Source organism: Colidextribacter sp. OB.20, assembly GCF_009911595.1.
GTDB lineage: Bacteria > Bacillota > Clostridia > Oscillospirales > Oscillospiraceae > Lawsonibacter.
In genome coordinates this window covers 1-16,298 of sequence record NZ_QWKG01000035.1, presented here as the reverse complement: position 1 = coordinate 16,298, position 16,298 = coordinate 1, and the positions used below count along the sequence as shown (strand labels likewise).

22 protein-coding genes are annotated in these 16,298 nt (G+C 58.8%); 14 read left to right on the top strand and 8 right to left on the bottom strand.

What is annotated here, in order from left to right; translation table 11 throughout:
• Positions 1-26 precede the first annotated feature (26 nt).
• Positions 27-251 (bottom strand): helix-turn-helix transcriptional regulator, encoded by a 225-nt coding sequence (locus tag D1641_RS09840; RefSeq protein ID WP_160665181.1) that lies wholly within the window; start codon positions 249-251, stop codon positions 27-29.
• Positions 252-387: 136 nt separating this feature from the next.
• Here D1641_RS09840 and D1641_RS09835 point away from each other — a divergent pair, with 136 nt between their 5' ends.
• The 9 genes from D1641_RS09835 (at position 388) to D1641_RS09795 (ending at position 5,451) form a co-directional block, all read left to right on the top strand.
• On the top strand, positions 388-711 hold the full coding sequence (locus tag D1641_RS09835; RefSeq protein WP_160665179.1) for a GRAM domain-containing protein: 324 nt from the start codon (positions 388-390) through the stop codon (positions 709-711).
• Between the two features lie 93 nt (positions 712-804).
• Positions 805-1,233 (top strand): CBS domain-containing protein, encoded by a 429-nt coding sequence (locus D1641_RS09830; RefSeq protein WP_160665177.1) that lies wholly within the window; start codon positions 805-807, stop codon positions 1,231-1,233.
• A gap of 49 nt (positions 1,234-1,282) precedes the next feature.
• A complete protein-coding gene (tsaA, locus tag D1641_RS09825; RefSeq protein WP_160665175.1) occupies positions 1,283-1,954 on the top strand; it encodes a tRNA (N6-threonylcarbamoyladenosine(37)-N6)-methyltransferase TrmO in 672 nt (223 codons plus the stop codon).
• 278 nt (positions 1,955-2,232) lie between these two features.
• On the top strand, positions 2,233-2,883 hold the full coding sequence (locus D1641_RS09820; protein WP_160665173.1) for a MerR family transcriptional regulator: 651 nt from the start codon (positions 2,233-2,235) through the stop codon (positions 2,881-2,883).
• Positions 2,867-3,121, top strand: a complete 255-nt coding sequence (locus D1641_RS09815) for a hypothetical protein (RefSeq protein WP_160665171.1) — start codon at positions 2,867-2,869, stop codon at positions 3,119-3,121. Before D1641_RS09820 ends, D1641_RS09815 begins: the two co-directional genes overlap by 17 nt.
• Positions 3,102-3,611: a hypothetical protein gene (locus tag D1641_RS09810; protein ID WP_160665169.1), complete on the top strand. Its 510-nt coding sequence runs from the start codon at positions 3,102-3,104 to the stop codon at positions 3,609-3,611. Before D1641_RS09815 ends, D1641_RS09810 begins: the two co-directional genes overlap by 20 nt.
• On the top strand, positions 3,592-3,849 hold the full coding sequence (locus D1641_RS09805; protein WP_160665167.1) for a hypothetical protein: 258 nt from the start codon (positions 3,592-3,594) through the stop codon (positions 3,847-3,849). Before D1641_RS09810 ends, D1641_RS09805 begins: the two co-directional genes overlap by 20 nt.
• A gap of 247 nt (positions 3,850-4,096) precedes the next feature.
• Positions 4,097-4,408, top strand: a complete 312-nt coding sequence (locus tag D1641_RS09800; RefSeq protein ID WP_160665219.1) for a YbjQ family protein — start codon at positions 4,097-4,099, stop codon at positions 4,406-4,408.
• 149 nt (positions 4,409-4,557) lie between these two features.
• On the top strand, positions 4,558-5,451 hold the full coding sequence (locus D1641_RS09795) for a hypothetical protein (RefSeq protein WP_160665165.1): 894 nt from the start codon (positions 4,558-4,560) through the stop codon (positions 5,449-5,451).
• A gap of 34 nt (positions 5,452-5,485) precedes the next feature.
• Here D1641_RS09795 and D1641_RS09790 read toward each other — a convergent pair whose 3' ends face one another.
• Complete coding sequence (locus D1641_RS09790) at positions 5,486-5,719, bottom strand: helix-turn-helix transcriptional regulator (RefSeq protein WP_160665163.1); 234 nt, start codon at positions 5,717-5,719, stop codon at positions 5,486-5,488.
• 99 nt (positions 5,720-5,818) lie between these two features.
• On the opposite strand from D1641_RS09790, the gene D1641_RS09785 reads away from it, so the two are divergent.
• Positions 5,819-6,070: a hypothetical protein gene (locus tag D1641_RS09785; RefSeq protein WP_160665161.1), complete on the top strand. Its 252-nt coding sequence runs from the start codon at positions 5,819-5,821 to the stop codon at positions 6,068-6,070.
• A gap of 397 nt (positions 6,071-6,467) precedes the next feature.
• Here D1641_RS09785 and D1641_RS09780 read toward each other — a convergent pair whose 3' ends face one another.
• From D1641_RS09780 to D1641_RS09755, 6 genes are all read right to left on the bottom strand, one after another.
• A complete protein-coding gene (locus tag D1641_RS09780; RefSeq protein ID WP_160665159.1) occupies positions 6,468-7,955 on the bottom strand; it encodes a DUF1846 domain-containing protein in 1,488 nt (495 codons plus the stop codon).
• A gap of 82 nt (positions 7,956-8,037) precedes the next feature.
• A complete protein-coding gene (locus D1641_RS09775) occupies positions 8,038-9,108 on the bottom strand; it encodes a PTS sugar transporter subunit IIC (protein ID WP_160665157.1) in 1,071 nt (356 codons plus the stop codon).
• Positions 9,109-9,465: 357 nt separating this feature from the next.
• On the bottom strand, positions 9,466-10,362 hold the full coding sequence (locus D1641_RS09770) for a helix-turn-helix domain-containing protein (RefSeq protein ID WP_160665155.1): 897 nt from the start codon (positions 10,360-10,362) through the stop codon (positions 9,466-9,468).
• A gap of 118 nt (positions 10,363-10,480) precedes the next feature.
• Complete coding sequence (locus tag D1641_RS09765; protein ID WP_160665153.1) at positions 10,481-11,137, bottom strand: helix-turn-helix transcriptional regulator; 657 nt, start codon at positions 11,135-11,137, stop codon at positions 10,481-10,483.
• A gap of 103 nt (positions 11,138-11,240) precedes the next feature.
• Positions 11,241-12,086 (bottom strand): class I SAM-dependent methyltransferase, encoded by an 846-nt coding sequence (locus D1641_RS09760; RefSeq protein ID WP_201757321.1) that lies wholly within the window; start codon positions 12,084-12,086, stop codon positions 11,241-11,243.
• 49 nt (positions 12,087-12,135) lie between these two features.
• Positions 12,136-13,527, bottom strand: coding sequence for an S-layer homology domain-containing protein (locus D1641_RS09755; protein ID WP_160665149.1), 1,392 nt, complete (start codon positions 13,525-13,527; stop codon positions 12,136-12,138).
• 362 nt (positions 13,528-13,889) lie between these two features.
• On the opposite strand from D1641_RS09755, the gene D1641_RS09750 reads away from it, so the two are divergent.
• The 4 genes from D1641_RS09750 (at position 13,890) to D1641_RS09735 (ending at position 16,117) form a co-directional block, all read left to right on the top strand.
• Positions 13,890-14,132, top strand: a complete 243-nt coding sequence (locus tag D1641_RS09750) for a hypothetical protein (RefSeq protein WP_160665147.1) — start codon at positions 13,890-13,892, stop codon at positions 14,130-14,132.
• A complete protein-coding gene (locus D1641_RS09745; protein WP_160665145.1) occupies positions 14,129-15,025 on the top strand; it encodes a peptidoglycan recognition family protein in 897 nt (298 codons plus the stop codon). Before D1641_RS09750 ends, D1641_RS09745 begins: the two co-directional genes overlap by 4 nt.
• Positions 15,022-15,360, top strand: coding sequence for a hypothetical protein (locus D1641_RS09740; protein ID WP_160665143.1), 339 nt, complete (start codon positions 15,022-15,024; stop codon positions 15,358-15,360). The genes D1641_RS09745 and D1641_RS09740 overlap by 4 nt, the downstream gene beginning before the upstream one ends.
• Positions 15,361-15,460: 100 nt before the next feature.
• Positions 15,461-16,117, top strand: a complete 657-nt coding sequence (locus D1641_RS09735; RefSeq protein ID WP_243149341.1) for a WYL domain-containing protein — start codon at positions 15,461-15,463, stop codon at positions 16,115-16,117.
• Positions 16,118-16,298: the final 181 nt, after the last annotated feature.

Sequence of the window (16,298 nt, the reverse complement as noted above, 5' to 3'; positions counted from 1 at the left end):
CTGAAGGTGAAGCTTTCAGCGCCTTGCTATCTCTTGGCCTTTGGGTAAGGGTCTCGCACATCGGTGAGCCCCAACAGATAATCCGTGCTGGTATGATAAAATGCGGCCAACCGAATCAGCACATCTGTGGGAATATCCCGCTTCCCCAGCTCATAGTAGGAGTAGCTCACCTGGCTGCACCCCAGATATTCCGCAAGGTTTTTTTGAAGCAGATCGCTATCTTCTCTCATATCGCGTATCCGTCTATACATTTTTGCTGCCCCTCTCTAAAGCATAAGTTGATACAAAAAAGTATAGATAAAACATTTTGTTATCTTGACGTTTAAAACAAAATGTTATATAATGAGCTTGCTGCCCAGCCGGCGAAACAGAAAGGAGACAACAGCTATGGCAAAATTCCAGCTACAGGCCAATGAGACACTGGTGGGAAAGGGTCCAATGTCTCTTTATCAAAAGCAGGGTCTGACTCAAAAGCCCTTTCAGGGAAAAATCTATGTCACAGACAAGCGAATTTGTTTTCACATGGACTTATCCGGCACAGTCCTCATGGACCTCCCTCTTGACAAAGTCAGCGGCTTTACCGTGGGAAAAGCTCTCTTTGTCACGAAGGTCACAATACACAGCGGTGCGGGAGAGCATTACACGCTGACAGGCTTTCCCGCAAAAAAATTGCAGAGCTGGCTTCTGCAATTAGGCATTCAGCGGCTGTAAGACCTCACACGCTGGAAGGCTCGCAGATGAATAAAAAACCACCCTTTCGGGTAAACTGGCCACAAGCCAATTTGTACCGAAAGGGTGGTTTTCATGCAGGTAAAGGATTTGATGAACCCCAGCGCGGTGACGGTGGAGCCCGCCTCCTCGGCGGCGCTGGCGGCCCGGCTCATCAGCCGGCATAACGTGGGGGCGCTCCCGGTGTGCACACCGGACCGGCGTCTGCGGGGGATGGTCACCGACCGGGACATCGTCCTGCGCTGCGTGGCCGCCGAGGAGGACCCGGCCCAGACTCCGGTGCGGGACATCATGACCCGGGGCTGCGCCACCGTCTCCCCCGGTGACGACTGCCGGGAGGCAACCCGGCTCATGGCCCTGCACCAGGTCCGCCGTCTGCCGGTGGTGGAGGGCGGGAGGCTGGTGGGGGTGATCTCCCTGTCCGACCTGGCCCGCAGCGGCCGGTACGACATGGAGGCCGCCCAGGCTCTCAGCGAGATCTCGGAAAATATCATCGTCCGGTGATTGGACAAACACCCTCCCGTGCCTTATAATAGGTCTGGGAGGGATTTTTATGGAACTCACACCCATCGCCCACATTCAGAGCGATTTTTCAGAAAAATTCGGCATCCCCCGCCAGAGCGGCCTGGTGGAGGAGCTCACCGCCACGGTGGTCTTTGAGCCGGAATACCGGGAACCCAGCGCCCTCCGGGGGATCGAGGACTTCTCCCATCTGTGGCTGATCTGGGAGTTCTCCAAAGCCCGGCGGGAGGGCTGGTCCCCCACCGTCCGCCCGCCCCGGCTGGGAGGAAACAGGCGGCTGGGGGTGTTCGCCACCCGCTCCCCCTTCCGGCCCAACCCCATCGGCCTGAGCTGTGTCCGGCTCCTTGCGGTCCGCAAGGACCGGGAGTTGGGGCCGGTCCTCCTGGTGGCCGGGGCTGACCTGCTCAACGGCACTCCCATCTATGACATCAAGCCCTATCTCCCCTACGCCGACTGCAAGCCGGACGCGGCGGGCGGTTTCGCCACCCAGCCCAAGGGGGCCGACCTGGAGGTGGATTGTCCCCCCCTTTTGCTGGAGGGCGTTCCAAACGACAAGCGCGCCGCCCTGCTGGCCGTCCTGGCCCAGGACCCCCGGCCCCAGTACCAGAACGACCCGGCCCGGGTGTATGGCATGGCCTTCGCCGGGGTTGAGGTGAAATTCCGGGTAGAGGGGGAGCGGCTGGTTGTGACGGAGATTCTGTAGGGCGGGACGACCTCGGCCCGCCGTGTATCTTGCCTGATTCGGCGGCGCGCCGGGTCGTCGCGCCCTACAGGCAGCCCTCTGTAGGGGCGCACATTGTGTGCCCGCCGTTAATCGACCGGGCAGAAAAGAGCGGGCGGACAATGTCCGCCCCTACATACGCCAATTCGGGCAGCACTGTACCGCCCCTACAGTAGCTGGAACCCTAAAAAAATTTAAAAAACCTCTTGACTTTCCCCCTTGTGGAAGGTGTAGAGTAGGCCCAGAAAGGGGGAACAACCGTGAAAATCAACGAGGTAGAGGCCCAGGTAGGCATCACCAAAAAGAACATCCGCTTTTACGAGGAGCAGGGCCTGCTGTCCCCCCGGCGCAACAGTGAGAACGGCTATCGGGACTATGGCGAGAACGAGGTGGCCGTCCTGCGGCAGATCAAACTCATGCGGAAGCTGGGCGTGCCTCTGGAGGAGATTCGCCGGATGCAGGCCGGGGGCACGGTGGCCGACGGGATGCGCCGCCATCTGGTCACTCTGGAGCGGGAGCAGAAGAGTCTGGAGCAGTCTATCCTGCTGTGCCAGCGTCTGAAGGACCGGGAGGAGCGTCTGGAGACTCTGGACGCCGCCGCCCTGTTGGAGGAGATGGACAAGCTGGAGCAGACGGGCACCATCTTCCAGGACAGACAGAAGCAGGACCTGAAGCCCGTCCGATATGTCGGAGCGGTGGTCATGGCCCTGCTCACCACCGCCCTGATGGCGGCCCTCATTGTGCTGATGGTCTGGGGCTTCACCTCAGACCCCGCCGACGCCCCGCCCATGGCTCTGCTGGTGGTGATGATAGCCATCCCGGGGGTCATTATCCTGGGGGTGCTGCTGGCCCTGTTCCAGAGAATCAAAGAAATCCAGAAAGGAGAAGAAGACGATGCGAAAAACTACTAACGGAAAGGGCTTCGCCGGGGCGGTGGTCATCACTATCCTGGTAACAGCCCTCATGTTCCTGGCTACCGGGGCTATGCTGGTGGGGTACTTCAGCGAAAACCCGGAGCCCTTCGCCACCGGCCTGATCCTGTTTGTGGCGTTCCTGTACCTGGCTATTGCCGTGGGGGTGATTATCGCCCTGTATCAGCGGTGGCAGGAGATTCGGGGAGGGGAAGAAGATGAAGCAAAAAAATACTGACGGCTCCTTCTGGCCGGTGCTGTTTACCCTCTTCTTCGCCGCCATTATGGTCCTGATGGCCGCCTCTGTCCTGCTGGGGCTGGTCAGCGGGGAGATGAGCCTGAACAATCTCTCCGGCTCCGGAATAGACAGAGCCGCCTTCCTTCTCAATGAGCTAAAGAGCTTCGTCCTTCTGGGCGTCGCCGGCTGGGCCTTCTGGATAGGATGGCGGGAGGTAGTGAAAAGAAGGCGTGCCGCCCAGGTCAGGTGGTGGCAGCTGGGGTGGAAGACCATTGCTGCCTTTCTCGTCTTTGCCCTGATTGCCGCCCTTGGATTTGTCATCCGGATCGGGTCAGACAGCCTGGGGGAATGGCTCTTGATTTATGCCCTCTATCTGCTGGCGGCTTGTCTGGTGCTTGCTCTCCCCTGTTTTTTAATCTACAGCCTGGGGAAGGCGCTGGGGGAGCGGGAGATGGAACAGGAGGAGCAGAATGAAGCTAAAAAGTACTGACCCCCAGGGCGAAAAGCGCTCGGCTATGCGGTCTGTTGTCCTCAGCACCCTGCTTCAGCTGATGACGATAGGGGTGCTGCTGTACGCCCGGTCCTGCACGGACATCGGCTGGCTGCGAAACCTGACGCTCCTTCTGGCCGTTATCAACCTGATTACCATCCCGTTCAGCTTCACCGCGCTGCGGCAGCGGCTGCGGGAGCTTGAGAGAGGAGAGCTGGATGAAGCGAGAAAGTACTAGGGCGAAGCGGGAGGCCGTCATCGGGGTTCTGCTCTTCGGCCTGCTGATGTTGGCCTGTGTCATTGGCTTCTGGACTCTGTGCACCATCCCGGGACTTCCTAAATGGCTCTTTATTCTGTTCGCTATCTGTGGAGTATTCTGTGCGGCTTTGACTCTGCCCGCCCTGTGGGCGCTGCGAAAACGCTTTCAAGAGATTGACGCTCTGGAAGATACAAAATCTGTGACATTGTATAAGGAGGAAAACATTATGCTGCTGGTAAACATCGACTATATCCCCGGAAAGGAATTTGAGGTGCTGGGCATGGCCAAGGGCACCGTGGTCCAGTCCAAGAACTTCGGCAAGGACTTTATGGCCGGCATGAAAACCCTGGTAGGCGGCGAGATCACCGGCTACACCGAGATGCTCAACGAGGCCCGGCAGATCGCCGTCAAGCGCATGGTGGACGAGGCCGAGGCCCTGGGGGCCGACGCGGTGGTGAACATCCGGTATGGCTCCTCCGCCGTGATGCAGGGGGCCGCCGAGGTCATCGCCTACGGCACGGCGGTGCGGTTCAAGTAAGCCCGCAGGGGCGGATATCATCCGCCCGCATGTATGCAAATAATTTCAGTGGGGCGGGTAATACCCGCCCCTGCATTTTGTTGACAACACCCTCCAGCCGGCTTATAATTCAGTCAGCGCTCCCTAAAACAAAACAGGAGATGACTGCCATGTTTGGATTTGGAAAGAAAGCGGAAAAGGCCCCGGAGGACCGGCTGGCCGAGCTGGAGAAGAAAAAGGACTGGGCCGGCCTGGTCAAGGCCTATTATGAGATGGGGGTCGCCGCCATGGAGGCGGGCGACCTGAATCACGCCCAGCTGTGGCTCCACCGGGCGGACACCATCTACAGCGCCGACGACGCCATCTATGAGAAGGTAGGGGACAAGCTTATCGACGACTGCTCCGACCGCATCGGCGATCTGGAGGACGAGGACGAGCTGCTGTACAACGCCGTTCCCGCCCAGATTGAGGAGAAGGCGGAGGAGCTGAACGATCCCCAACTGCGCATTTGGGGGCTGCTGTCCATGGCCCGGCTGGTAAAGCTGGGCCAGCGGCTGGCCAGTCTGCCCGGCTGTCAAGTGCTGGGCGAGCTGGGCTGGGCGGTGGACATGATGTTCAAGTCCATGCGGGAGGCCCCCACCCAGGAGGAGTATCAGCATCTGATGGATGTGTGCAACGGCCTGTATGAGCTGGGGGACAGCCCGGCCGTCTCCGGCGGAGAGGCTGTCGAGGTCCCCGACCGGCCCCCCTTCCAGGTCTTTGACCTGAACGGCATGATGACCTTTTTAGAGCTGAACGGCTGCATGGACAACCACCTGCGGCTGCTGGCCGCCCTGAGCCAGGGCCGGGAGGACCTCCCCGAGGCTGAGAACGGCATTGTGGGCTGCGCCCTCCTGCCTGACTACTATGTCCGCACCGGCGCGGGCCGGCTGGAGGAGGTCCCCCAGATCAAGGCTGAGCTGGAGCGCATCTGGAGCGACTACGCCGCCGTCCGGGACCAGCTCCCCCTGGAGGAGCTGGAGCGGCGGATTGGGCAGTACAAGCAGCTGGATATTCTGGGATAAGCGCAAAGGAGCTCCGGTCCGAGGACCGGAGCTCTTACTTTTTTCTGGGATAGGGGGCCGGGTCGTCTGTCAGGCCCACCAGATAGTCAATGGAGACCTTGTAAAATTCCGCGATTCTCATGATGATGGACAGCTTTGGCTCCTGCCTGCCCACTTCATAATTTTGATAAGCCTTCTCAGTAATATCGCAGTAGATAGAGATTTCTCTCTGCGTAAATTGACGCTCCTTCCGACAGGTTCGTAACCGCTGAGCTAAAACTTCCCGCATTCCAATCAACACCTACATTCGTTCTTGACAACTTCTAGTATAGGATGTTACAATCGAAGATATTCTAATGAATATTCCCCGACGATTGGTGTGATTGCGGTGGAGCCAAAGATAACCTACATTGTGGGCGACGATTTGATTGCAGGCGTCGTTGCGGCGGCAATATGGTCAGAAAAACGGCGGTTTGGGCTGTCCCAGGACATGCTGCGCGCCCTGAACCGGGGCGCGGCCAAAACCGAGCGGGGAACCACCAGCGCCTTTCTCTTCCGGGCCATGGTGGACCGCCTGCTGGAAGAATATCATGCGCTGGAAGCTGAAAAGCAGGAGCCGTCAAAGCAGCATGGAGAATAGAGGCGGAAAAAAGCCTCCTTTGGAAAGGAGGTGGCATCCGCGAAGCGGATGACGGAGGATTGCGTTTTGCGAAGCAAAACATACGAAGTATTCTATATTTAGGATTATTTCATACATTTCGGCTTCGCCGAAATACAATCCTCAGTCAGCCTGCGGCTGACAGCTCCTTTCAAAAGGAGCCTTTTTTCGCTACGGCGGGACGGGAGTTTTGAGCTTTCTGTAGGGCGGGACGACTCGGCCCGCCACGTTGCCGTCTGATTCCAACGGCGCGCCGGGGTCGTCGCGCCCTACACGCATCCCGTCCCCCTTATGGAGAAAAGGAGCCTTACTCTGCGGGGGACGGGAGTTTTTTGACAAAGCGTGAGGGCTGTCCGCGTAAGCGGACAGCCCTCAGACGTTACCGATGATACAGCTTATTGGTCTGATATTTGGGCTCACAGGTGAGCTGGAGGCCCAGCTTTTTATAGGTCCCCGCGTCCGCCGGGGAGAGAATCACCGAGCAGTGGGCCTGACAGCCCTTGAGGGCGGCCAGCTGCTCCAAGGCCCGGGCAGCCTTGGGCTCTGCATTGGCGGAGGAGGCCAGGGCGATCAGCACCTCGTCGCTGTGCAGCCGGGGGTTGGCCGAGCCCAGATACTCCACCTTGACGGTCTGGATGGGCTCGATGGCGCTCTGGGCGATGAGGTGGACGCCGTGTCCCCCCGCCCCGGACAGGTGCTTCAGGGCGTTGAGCAGGGCGGCGGCGGAGCAGCCCATGAGCTCGGAGGTCTTGCCGTCGATCAGCGTGCCGTCGGCAAGCTGGATGGACATGGCCGGTTCGCCGGTGGCCTCGGCCAGCTCATTGGCCCGGGCCACCACCGGACGGATGTCGGTGGAAATCCCGGCCTGCTGCATGAGCAGCTCCAGCTTATACACCGCCGAGTCGGAGCCCCTGCCCTGGCGGCGCTCGCACACGGCATCATAGTACCGGCGGACAATCTCCTGCCGGGCCGCGTCCTGACAGGCCTGGTCATCAAAGACGCAGTTTCCCGCCATATTCACCCCCATGTCGGTGGGGGATTTGTAGGGGCAGGAGCCGGTGATCTTTTCAAATATGGCGGCCAGCACGGGAAAGACCTCCACATCCCGGTTGTAGTTCACCGTGGTCTCGCCATAGGCCTGGAGGTGGAAAGGGTCGATCATGTTCACGTCGTCCAGGTCGGCGGTGGCCGCCTCATAGGCCAGGTTCACCGGGTGCTTCAGGGGCAGGTTCCAGATGGGGAAGGTCTCAAATTTGGCGTAGCCCGCCACAACGCCCCGCTTGTGCTCGTGGTAGAGCTGGCTGAGGCAGGCGGCCATCTTGCCGCTGCCCGGGCCGGGAGCGGTGACCACCACCAGAGGGGCTCTCGTCTCGATGTAGTCGTTCCGGCCGTAGCCCTCGTCACTGACAATTTTTCCAATGTTGTGGGGGTAGCCCTCGATGGGGTAGTGGCGGTAGACCTTCAGGCCCAGGCTCTCCAGCCGGGCCTGGAAGGCGTCGGCGGCGGGCTGGCCGGTGTATCGGGTGACCACCACGCTGCCCACATACAGGCCCCGGCCCCGGAACTGGTCAATGAGCCGGAGGACGTCGCTGTCGTAGGTGATGCCCAGGTCTCCACGGACCTTGTTCTTCTCGATGTCCCCGGCGTTGATGGCGATGATGATCTCCGCCTTGTCCTTCAGCTGCTCCAGCATTCGCAGCTTGCTGTCCGGCTCGAAGCCGGGAAGCACCCGGCTGGCGTGGTAGTCGTCGAAGAGCTTGCCGCCGAACTCCAGATAGAGCTTGCCCCCAAACTGGGCGATCCGGTCCCGGATGTGCTGGGACTGGGTAGTCAGATATTTCTCGTTGTCGAAGCCTGTTTTGGCCATTGCGCTTTCTCCCTTTCTCTCTGCGGTAAAACAACATATACACCAGTATTTTACATCGGGAAGGGGAGCAGCGTCAAGGGATTTATTGAGGCAGAGTCAAATCTCCCTCCTTGATCCAGCCGATTTTCCGCAAAATCTCGCAGAAGATTACCGACAGCACAGCGGGCAGAACGAAGGAGATGAGAATCAGCCCGATCCAGTGGAGGGCGGTGGGCGTCACGGCAACCGCCCCCACCTTCTGGATGGCCGCCTCGCTGGGGGCCAGCCAGCCCGTCCACACGCCGATCTGCCCGCACAGGCCGCAGGTGCCCATGCCCGAGTTGATGGCCGCGCCGTTCATCTCCAGCTTGAACAGACAGGTGGCGATGGGCCCGGTGATGGCGGAGGCCAGGGTGGGGGGAATCCAGATCCGGGGGTTCTTCACGATGTTGCCCATCTGGAGCATGGAGGTGCCGATCCCCTGGGAGACCAGCCCGCCCCAGCGGTTCTCCCGGAAGGACATGACCGCGAAGCCCACCATCTGGGCGCAGCAGCCCGCCACGGCGGCTCCCCCCGCCAGACCCACCAGGCTGAAGGAGTGACAGATGGCGGCGGAGGAGATGGGCAGGGTGAGGGCGACGCCCACCAGCACCGACACCAGGATGCCCATCCAGAAGGGCTGGAGCATGGTGGTAGTGTTGATGAGGGTGCCGAAGGCATCAGCCGCGGCGCCGATGGGGGGCGCGATGAGGTAGGACAGGACCACGCCGATAAAGATGGTGACAAAGGGAGTGACCAGCAGGTCCACACGGGTCTCCTTGGACACCGCCTTGCCGAACTCGGCGGCGATGATGGCGATGAACAGCACCGCCAGGGGGCCGCCGGCGCCGCCCATGGCGTTGGCCGCCTGGCCCACCGCCGCCAGAGAGAACATCACCAGAGGCGGGGCCTGGAGGGCGTAGCCGATGGCGATAGCCATGGCCGGGGCGGACATAGCGGAGGCGAAGCCCCCCATATCCACCAGGAAGGGCAGGCTCAGCTGAGTGCCCAAAGTCTTGATGATGGTGCCGATGAGCAGAGAACAGAACAGGCCCTGGGCCATGGCCCCCAGGGCGTCAATGCCGTAGCGCCTGGCGGAAATCACAATATTTTTTCGCTTTAAAAACTCCTTCATTTCAATCTCCTCTTTTACAAAAATAGTCCACACAGATGTCTTGACACCTGTGTGGACTATTATAGCGGCTGAGAGAAATTTGTCAAGGGAAAGGTTTCGGGTTTCCGCCCAAAAGCCTCCTTTTCGCTGCGGCGGGACGGGAGCTTTGAGCTCTCTGTAGGGCGGGACGACTCGGCCCGCCGTGTATTTGCCTGATTCCGGCGGCGCGCCGAGGTCGTCGCGCCCTACAAACAGAAACGCAATCCCCAGTCAGCCTGCGGCTGACGGTCCTTGGGCGCGTTGTAGGGGCGCATATCATGCGCCCGCCGCAGTCTAGCAGGCTCAGCTGGAACACGGGCGGCCAAGTACAGGTCGGAATCAATCCTCATTCCGGTAGGGGTCCAGCACAATGTGGACCACGGCGCACAGGATTCCGGCCACAGCAAAGACCCACCAGGCGGTGCGCCACAGGTCCAGGGCCAGGCCCAGGCCCACATAGAGGGCGGTTGTGACCACCATCAGCGCGGCACAGATGGTATTGATGAGGCCCTTGCGCTTTTTCACCTCCGGGGTAGGGTTGTTGTCCCGGTTGTACTCGTCAATCTTATACTTCTCCTCCTGGATGCCGGCGTAGACGAAGGCGGCCACCGCCCCGGCCACAATGAACAGGAAGATGGAGGCCGCAAAGGACTCAAAGGGCTCCTCCTCGGGGAAGCGGAAGAAAAACAGAATCAGCAGGGCCACGCCGAAGAGGATGGCCCCCACACCCCCGGCGATATACCAGACAAATTTCTGCCGGAAGGCCTGTCGTTCCTTCTCTGTATAGAAGTCGATAATTGTGGGGTACTGCTTGCGGAAGTTGTCCTCCTGGAGTGCGCTGACCACGATGACCACCACACAGACCGCAATAATCAGCAGCAGGACCGCGCCGGTCAGATACTGAGAGATGCCCTTGGCCTCCAGCAGGCTGCACAGGCCCACACCGGCGACGATCCCCCCGATGGCGAAGGCCATTCGCTTGGAGAAGCGGTTCATAAAGCTGTCGTACTGGGCGGTGTCCTCCACCAGGCTGTCCTCCACGCTGCCCCGCATCAGGGTGTCCAGGTCCGCCTGATACAGGTCGCAGATACGCAGGATGGTGTCCATCTCGGGAAAACTCTGGCCGCTCTCCCACTTGCTCACCGATTGGCGGGAGACCTCCAGCAGCTCGGCCAGCTGCTCCTGGGTTTGGCCCTGGCGGGAGCGGAGAAATTGCAGATTGTCGGAAAATGCCATTTTCTATGTACCTCCTCGGGTTTAGGATGGTCTCAGCATACCCCAATACCGCCCGCAACTCTACCGATTTCCTGTTGCGTTTGAAGATTTTCCTGTCAATTTCAGGTTGCGGAGGGGTCTAATCCCCTTTTCTGCCGCTTTTCCACAGGATAAACGCCAAAATCAGGCCGCCCAGAATCATTACAATGCCGATCACCAGAATCAATGTGGCAAAGCCCAGGAAGAAGCCCTGGATGCCGGAGAGTGGGGAGGTCTGGGGGGCGATACCCAGCGCGTCCATCACAGCACCTTCCAGCTCCGGAGGGCCGCTGTAGCTCCAGCCCATTCCGCCCATGCCAAAGCCGCCCATCATCTGGTTGGACGCTTTGAACATGCTCCCGAAGCCCCACCGGGCGATCAGGCCCACAAAGGCCACCCCCGCCCCCTGGAGGGCGATGTAGATGCCGGCCAGCCAGCCCCACCGGCGGACCATTCTGCCGATGAAGCCGGGGAGATTGGAGAACTGTCCCTGTTCGGGCAGCGGGGGCGGGGCAGGCTCCTCCTGGGGCTGGACCGGGGGCGCGGTACGCTCCGGCTCCTCGTCCTCATTTAAGAGGTGGTCGGTGGTAACGCCGAAGGCCTTGGCCAGGGCCAGCAGCTTATTGATGTCGGGGGACGCCTCCCCAAGCTCCCACTTGCTGACGGCCTGGCGGGACACCCCCGTCCGGGCAGCCAGCTCCTCCTGAGACAGCCTCCGGTCCCGGCGATACCAAGCGATTTTTTCGTTCAATTTCATATATGTGCCTCCTTTCCGGCCACTCCAGATTAACAGAAAAGGCGGTTGCGGTCCACCAGCGGGGGCTGGAAGTTTCCGCAACCGCCGGTTGCACAGGGGCATTTTATTGCTTTTGGATAATGCAGACCCCCATTTTCACGAACATTTCCTTGATGCCCGGGGTCTTAGCCAAGGGAGCCATCCAGCCGCGCAGGGGCACCTCCCGCCAGTAGGCCGGCTTGATGTTCAGCTCGGCCAGGATCTTTTTGAACTTCTTCAGGGTCATCTTGTTGATATAGCCGAAGTACTCCCTGCCGTTCTCGTCCCTGGAGATGCGCAGCTCCAGCCGCTCCCGCTCGTCGGGCAGGCCCTTCACCAGCTCCTTATAGGCCTCCACCAGCATCCTCTCCGTGAAGAAGAGGTGCACCCAGGGCATATTGATCACATCGCTGAGGTGGGCGCCGGTGGGGTGGTAGTAGGGCGGGAAGTTGATATAGATGGCTCCAGTGGGCCGGATGAGGCGCAGAGCCTCCTTCAGGGTCCGGGCGGGGTCGGAGACGTGCTCCATGAAATCGTTCATGATGATGGTGTCGAAGGAGTTGTCCGGGAAGGGCAGCTCAAAAGCGGAGGCACAGATAAACTCAAATTTGTCCGCGAAGCCCAGCTCCTCCGCCAGGGCGTTGGCCTCCTGCTCATAGTGGGCGACGATCTCCACGCCGGTGACCTTTTCCGCCCCCAGAGAGCAGTAGTACAGGCTCTTCCCCGCCGCGCCGCAGCCCATATCCAGCACCTGCTTGCCCTGGAACATCTCCTCCGCCGTCCGGGCCTCCAGGAAAAACCGGATGGTGTCCCTCCCCTTCCGGTACTGCCACTGGGCATAGGTCTCCGTCCCCTGGTTCTGGAGGTTGAAGGGGTGGACCACCTTGGGGAAAATTTGATTGGTGAATTTGATGATCGAGGTAGAAATCATAACGTTCTCCTCCCGCGGGCCCGAACGCCGGGCCCGCATGATTTTTTTGTTACCCGGGGAAGTTTTTGCCGCCCCAGGTGGACCAGTCAGTGAGGCAGATGTTCAGGTCCACATTCCCCTCTATGCCGTCCACCCGGCCGGTGCTGGAGTACTGCCACATGCTGTAGTGGTAGCGGAAGCTGGTGGGGACGGTGTCCTTGGTGTAGTGGGCCAGCCAGAAGGCGGGGTAGTCCTGGAGGCGGTCCAGCAGCAGCCGCTCCTTATAAATCTTGGTGGGGCTGCCGTAGGTCATGGGGATGTAGCCCGCCTCAGAGATGACCTTGCAGAAGGCCAGCGCGCAGGCGGTGACGGTATTGCCGTCCGCCCCCTGGGTGCGGGAGTTGTCGTGGTCCTGCCGCTCCCAGTCAAAAACCACGGGGTAGGTGATGGGGTAGCCCTCGATCCACTCCAGCAGGATACGGGCCTCCTCCTCGGCCTCCTCCGGGGTGACGGCCTGAGAGAAGAAGTAGACCCCCACCTGCATCCCGTTGTTCAGAGCGCCCCGCATGTTGGCCTCAAAATACTCGTCCTTTACAATAGTGCCCTTTGTGTAGCCCCGGTAACCCGCCCGGACCATCGCAAAGTCCAATCCGACGGCCCCCACCCGGGCCCAGTCGATCTCCTTCTGGTGGGCGGACACGTCAATGCCCCGGGAGCAGGGCACGTCCCCTATGTAGGAGAGATAGCCGTTCTCGTCCAGCAGAAAGTTCTCACTGACGTACTTGTTGGGGGGAACCTCCCGGGACTCGGGCAGGGGATAGCCGGGCTCCATACCATAGAACTGCCGGGCGTAGTTCATCACCAGGGTGGCCCCGTCCGCCCGGCCGGCATTGCCCTGGGGGTTGAACAGGTTGTCGTTGGAGCCTACCATCACGCCGGCGCTCCGGGCCCAGTTCACGGCGTCCCGGGCCCAATCGGAGATGTCGGCCCCGTCCCCATAGGCCGCCGCCTCCGGGGCGGAGGGCTGGCCCTGAGCGTTCCAGAGCAGGGCGGCGATCTGCTCCCGGGTGATGGGGTCCTCCGGGCCGAAGGTGCCGTCGGGGTAGCCGTTGACCACCTTGTTCCGGGCCGCCCAGGCGACGGCGCTCCAATTAGGGTGGCCCTCCTGCACATCGGAGAAGGGCATCTCCTCCCCCTCCTCCGGCGCTGGCCGGCCCGCCAGGCGGTAGAGGGCCTCGGCCAGGGTGGCCCGGGTCATGAGCACATCCGGCTCAAAGTCGGTGTAGGAGCTGCCGTCCATCAGGCCATGCTGCTGGCAGAACTCCACTGCCGGGGCGTACCACAGCTTGTGGTCCACGTCCAGATAGGTGGTCGCGGCCCCCTGGGCCGGAACCATGGATGCGGTCAGCGTCAGGGCCATCAGGCCGGCCGCGAGCTTCTTGGTAATGTGTTTTGCTGTCATTGCTGTCCTCACTCTCTATCGTATCTCGGGGTTTTGTCGTACCCTGTCAGTATAACACGAATGCCCCGCCCGGCTCAACTGTATTTTTCGTCCCAGAAAAATTTTCCTTACCCCGCCCATATTGCCAGCGCCTAGGGCTTATTTGAAAAATGTCAATACACCCAAGGGGCGGGTCTTTTTCCGCCATACTGCCCCAATTTTTCTTGAAATACATCCAGTATTCCTGCGAAAAATCCCTCGCCGCTGTGCATATTTCCATTTTTCAAACGGCGCCTAGTTGTACGCCAGCATACATCAAAGGGGCGGGTTTGCCCCAGGGGTAAAGGGGCTGATCTGCCCTGAACAGAAAGGATAGGTATTTTATGGACAAAATCAACTGGAAACGCAAGCTGAGCTCCCGGAAGCTGTGGGCGGCCGTGGCGGGGATCGTCACAGGCCTGGCTATGGTCTTTGGGCTGGATGAGGGCGCCATCAGTTCTGTGGCGGGTGCTGTGGTGTCTGTGGCCTCCGTGATCGCCTATATCATTACGGAGGGCAAGGTGGACGCTGAGGGCGTCAAGAAGTCCGTGGAGGACATTCAGAAGGCGGAAGAGGCGGTAAAATGAAATATAGCTCTTCCAAGCCGCCTCTGCAATGCTTCATGCGGCAGAGTACCTGGTACAAAAGTGTGGGGCCTGTTAAAGTCCGGGGCGTCCTGCTGCACTCCACGGGGGCCAATAACCCATATATCAGCCGGTATGTCCAGCCCGATGACAACGCTCCAAACCGAACAGAGCTGCTGAAGCTTCTGGGCGTTAACAAAAACCACAATGACTGGAACCACACCGTCAGACAGGCTGGCGTGCATGCTTTTGTGGGCAAATTGGCCGGCGGTGAGGTGTCTACAGTTCAGGTGGGCGAGTGGAACAAAAAGGCCTGGGGCTGCGCCTCCGGGCCCAAGGGTTCCTGCAACAACGGATGGATACAGTTTGAGATTTGTGAGGATGGGCTGAACAGCCGGGCGTATTTTATTCAGGTTTATCAAGAGGCCGTAGAGCTCACAGCTTATCTGTGTACCATCTACGGCCTTGATCCAAACGGGGTGGTATCCTATAACGGCGTCAGGGTTCCCGTGATCCTCTGCCACCAGGACAGCCATCGGCTGGGCCTGGGCTCCGGACACGCCGACGTCCTCCACTGGTTCCCCAAGCACGGAAAATCTATGGATGATTTCCGGGCCGATGTGGCCCTGGCTATGGAAGGAGAAGAAGAGATGGATCAGTCAAAATTCAATCAGATGTTCGCCGCCGCTATGCAGCAGCACAACAAGGAGCTGCAGGACAATGACTGCGGCGCCTGGAGCCAGCAGGCCAGACAGTTCATCATAGACAATGACATCTTCGCCGGCGGCACGCCTGGAGAGGACGGCCAGCCCAATTACATGTGGGAGTCCCCGCTGACCCGGGAGCAGTTCGCCCAGGTGCTGTACCGCTTCGCTCAGAATTTCGGCCTGGTATGAACGGTAAAGTATGGGAACAGCGCCCCCGGAAACGCAAAAACCAGGCGGACTATTCCAAACAGATGATTGCTGACATCCGCTCCCTGCTCTGGGTGGTGACGGTGGGCGGGCTGCTCCTGGCTGCCTACTGCATCCGCACCGGCTACACCGGGGCCCTGCCCTGGCTCACCGCTATGGTAGGCCTGCCCTGGTCGGCCCACGGTGTAGTCTGCGCCAATTACCTCGGCATGGCCAAGTCGGACCACAAGCGGGGCGGCATTACCTACGAGCAGCCTTTTGGCTCTACGGGCAAAACAAGAACTTGTCCCTGCTGTCCTACAGCTATTGTATCATAGGCATCTCTAAGCCTGTTGACCCAAAAGTGGACTAAGCAGATCCACTCTAAATCATCTGCAAATCTTATTATACGAGGAGCAAAACAATATTGTACAGGCGTTGCAGATTTTAAAATCGTCAAATTACCCCGATGCAGACAAATCATTAAACAAGGTTGCCGGACTGTTTAGCCATAATTTACAATCTGAATGGTTGGAAATTGACTTTTCCTATTGGGGCAGTCCTGAAAAAGAACGAAATAACATTACAGCTTTGGAACGTGCGATAATCAACAAATATGTGATTACATTTACTTATTTTAATGCCGAATTGACTGTAACTCATCAGACTGTTGAGCCGTTGAAATTAGTGTTCAAATCGCATTCATGGTATCTTGTTGCTTATTCAGAAAATAAAAAGGATATTCGCACTTTCAAAATGTCCCGCATAAGGGAACTTCAAATAACGAATCAGTTATTTGACCGTGAACTGCCAAAGGATTTTTCCATTACCCCTGTCTATAAGGAAGAATACAATACGCCCGTATTCATATTGCATTTTTCAGAAAAGATAGCGTATAAGGTTTATGATGAATTTCAAGAGAAGTATATTAAAAAATTAGATGATGGCACATTGGAAGTAACTTTCAGATACCAGCTTAGCGACTGGACTTTTCTTTATCTGCTTTCTTTTGGTGAATACGTTGAAATTATCGAACCGGTTGAAGCAAGAAACATTCTAAAGGAAAAAGCCAAAAAAATATTTTCTATGTATTAACAAAATATCTGCCACTACGGAAATAAAAAAACCGTTGTTGTGGCGGCAGAATTATCATGCGTTTTTAACAAAATAAAGCGGCTTGACGGCGGTTTTGAAACAACATGATATGCTCCCTCTAAAGTAGACAGTGGAAAAACAAAACTGTCGAAATAGAGGGAGCAATTAACATGAGCCTAAA

What these genes read in the sequence shown, in the direction of transcription:
- D1641_RS09760 (WP_201757321.1), bottom strand. Translation starts at nt 12,086, where the DNA reads ATGATTTCTACCTCGATCATCAAATTCACCAATCAAATTTTCCCCAAG.
- D1641_RS09790 (WP_160665163.1), bottom strand. Translation starts at nt 5,719, where the DNA reads ATGCGGGAAGTTTTAGCTCAGCGGTTACGAACCTGTCGGAAGGAGCGT.
- D1641_RS09770 (WP_160665155.1), bottom strand. Translation starts at nt 10,362, where the DNA reads ATGGCATTTTCCGACAATCTGCAATTTCTCCGCTCCCGCCAGGGCCAA.
- D1641_RS09765 (WP_160665153.1), bottom strand. Translation starts at nt 11,137, where the DNA reads ATGAAATTGAACGAAAAAATCGCTTGGTATCGCCGGGACCGGAGGCTG.
- D1641_RS09810 (WP_160665169.1), top strand. Translation starts at nt 3,102, where the DNA reads ATGAAGCAAAAAAATACTGACGGCTCCTTCTGGCCGGTGCTGTTTACC.
- D1641_RS09780 (WP_160665159.1), bottom strand. Translation starts at nt 7,955, where the DNA reads ATGGCCAAAACAGGCTTCGACAACGAGAAATATCTGACTACCCAGTCC.
- D1641_RS09775 (WP_160665157.1), bottom strand. Translation starts at nt 9,108, where the DNA reads ATGAAGGAGTTTTTAAAGCGAAAAAATATTGTGATTTCCGCCAGGCGC.
- D1641_RS09840 (WP_160665181.1), bottom strand. Translation starts at nt 251, where the DNA reads ATGTATAGACGGATACGCGATATGAGAGAAGATAGCGATCTGCTTCAA.
- D1641_RS09795 (WP_160665165.1), top strand. Translation starts at nt 4,558, where the DNA reads ATGTTTGGATTTGGAAAGAAAGCGGAAAAGGCCCCGGAGGACCGGCTG.
- D1641_RS09830 (WP_160665177.1), top strand. Translation starts at nt 805, where the DNA reads ATGCAGGTAAAGGATTTGATGAACCCCAGCGCGGTGACGGTGGAGCCC.
- D1641_RS09745 (WP_160665145.1), top strand. Translation starts at nt 14,129, where the DNA reads ATGAAATATAGCTCTTCCAAGCCGCCTCTGCAATGCTTCATGCGGCAG.
- D1641_RS09815 (WP_160665171.1), top strand. Translation starts at nt 2,867, where the DNA reads ATGCGAAAAACTACTAACGGAAAGGGCTTCGCCGGGGCGGTGGTCATC.
- D1641_RS09740 (WP_160665143.1), top strand. Translation starts at nt 15,022, where the DNA reads ATGAACGGTAAAGTATGGGAACAGCGCCCCCGGAAACGCAAAAACCAG.
- D1641_RS09835 (WP_160665179.1), top strand. Translation starts at nt 388, where the DNA reads ATGGCAAAATTCCAGCTACAGGCCAATGAGACACTGGTGGGAAAGGGT.
- D1641_RS09800 (WP_160665219.1), top strand. Translation starts at nt 4,097, where the DNA reads ATGCTGCTGGTAAACATCGACTATATCCCCGGAAAGGAATTTGAGGTG.
- D1641_RS09805 (WP_160665167.1), top strand. Translation starts at nt 3,592, where the DNA reads ATGAAGCTAAAAAGTACTGACCCCCAGGGCGAAAAGCGCTCGGCTATG.
- tsaA (WP_160665175.1), top strand. Translation starts at nt 1,283, where the DNA reads ATGGAACTCACACCCATCGCCCACATTCAGAGCGATTTTTCAGAAAAA.
- D1641_RS09755 (WP_160665149.1), bottom strand. Translation starts at nt 13,527, where the DNA reads ATGACAGCAAAACACATTACCAAGAAGCTCGCGGCCGGCCTGATGGCC.
- D1641_RS09750 (WP_160665147.1), top strand. Translation starts at nt 13,890, where the DNA reads ATGGACAAAATCAACTGGAAACGCAAGCTGAGCTCCCGGAAGCTGTGG.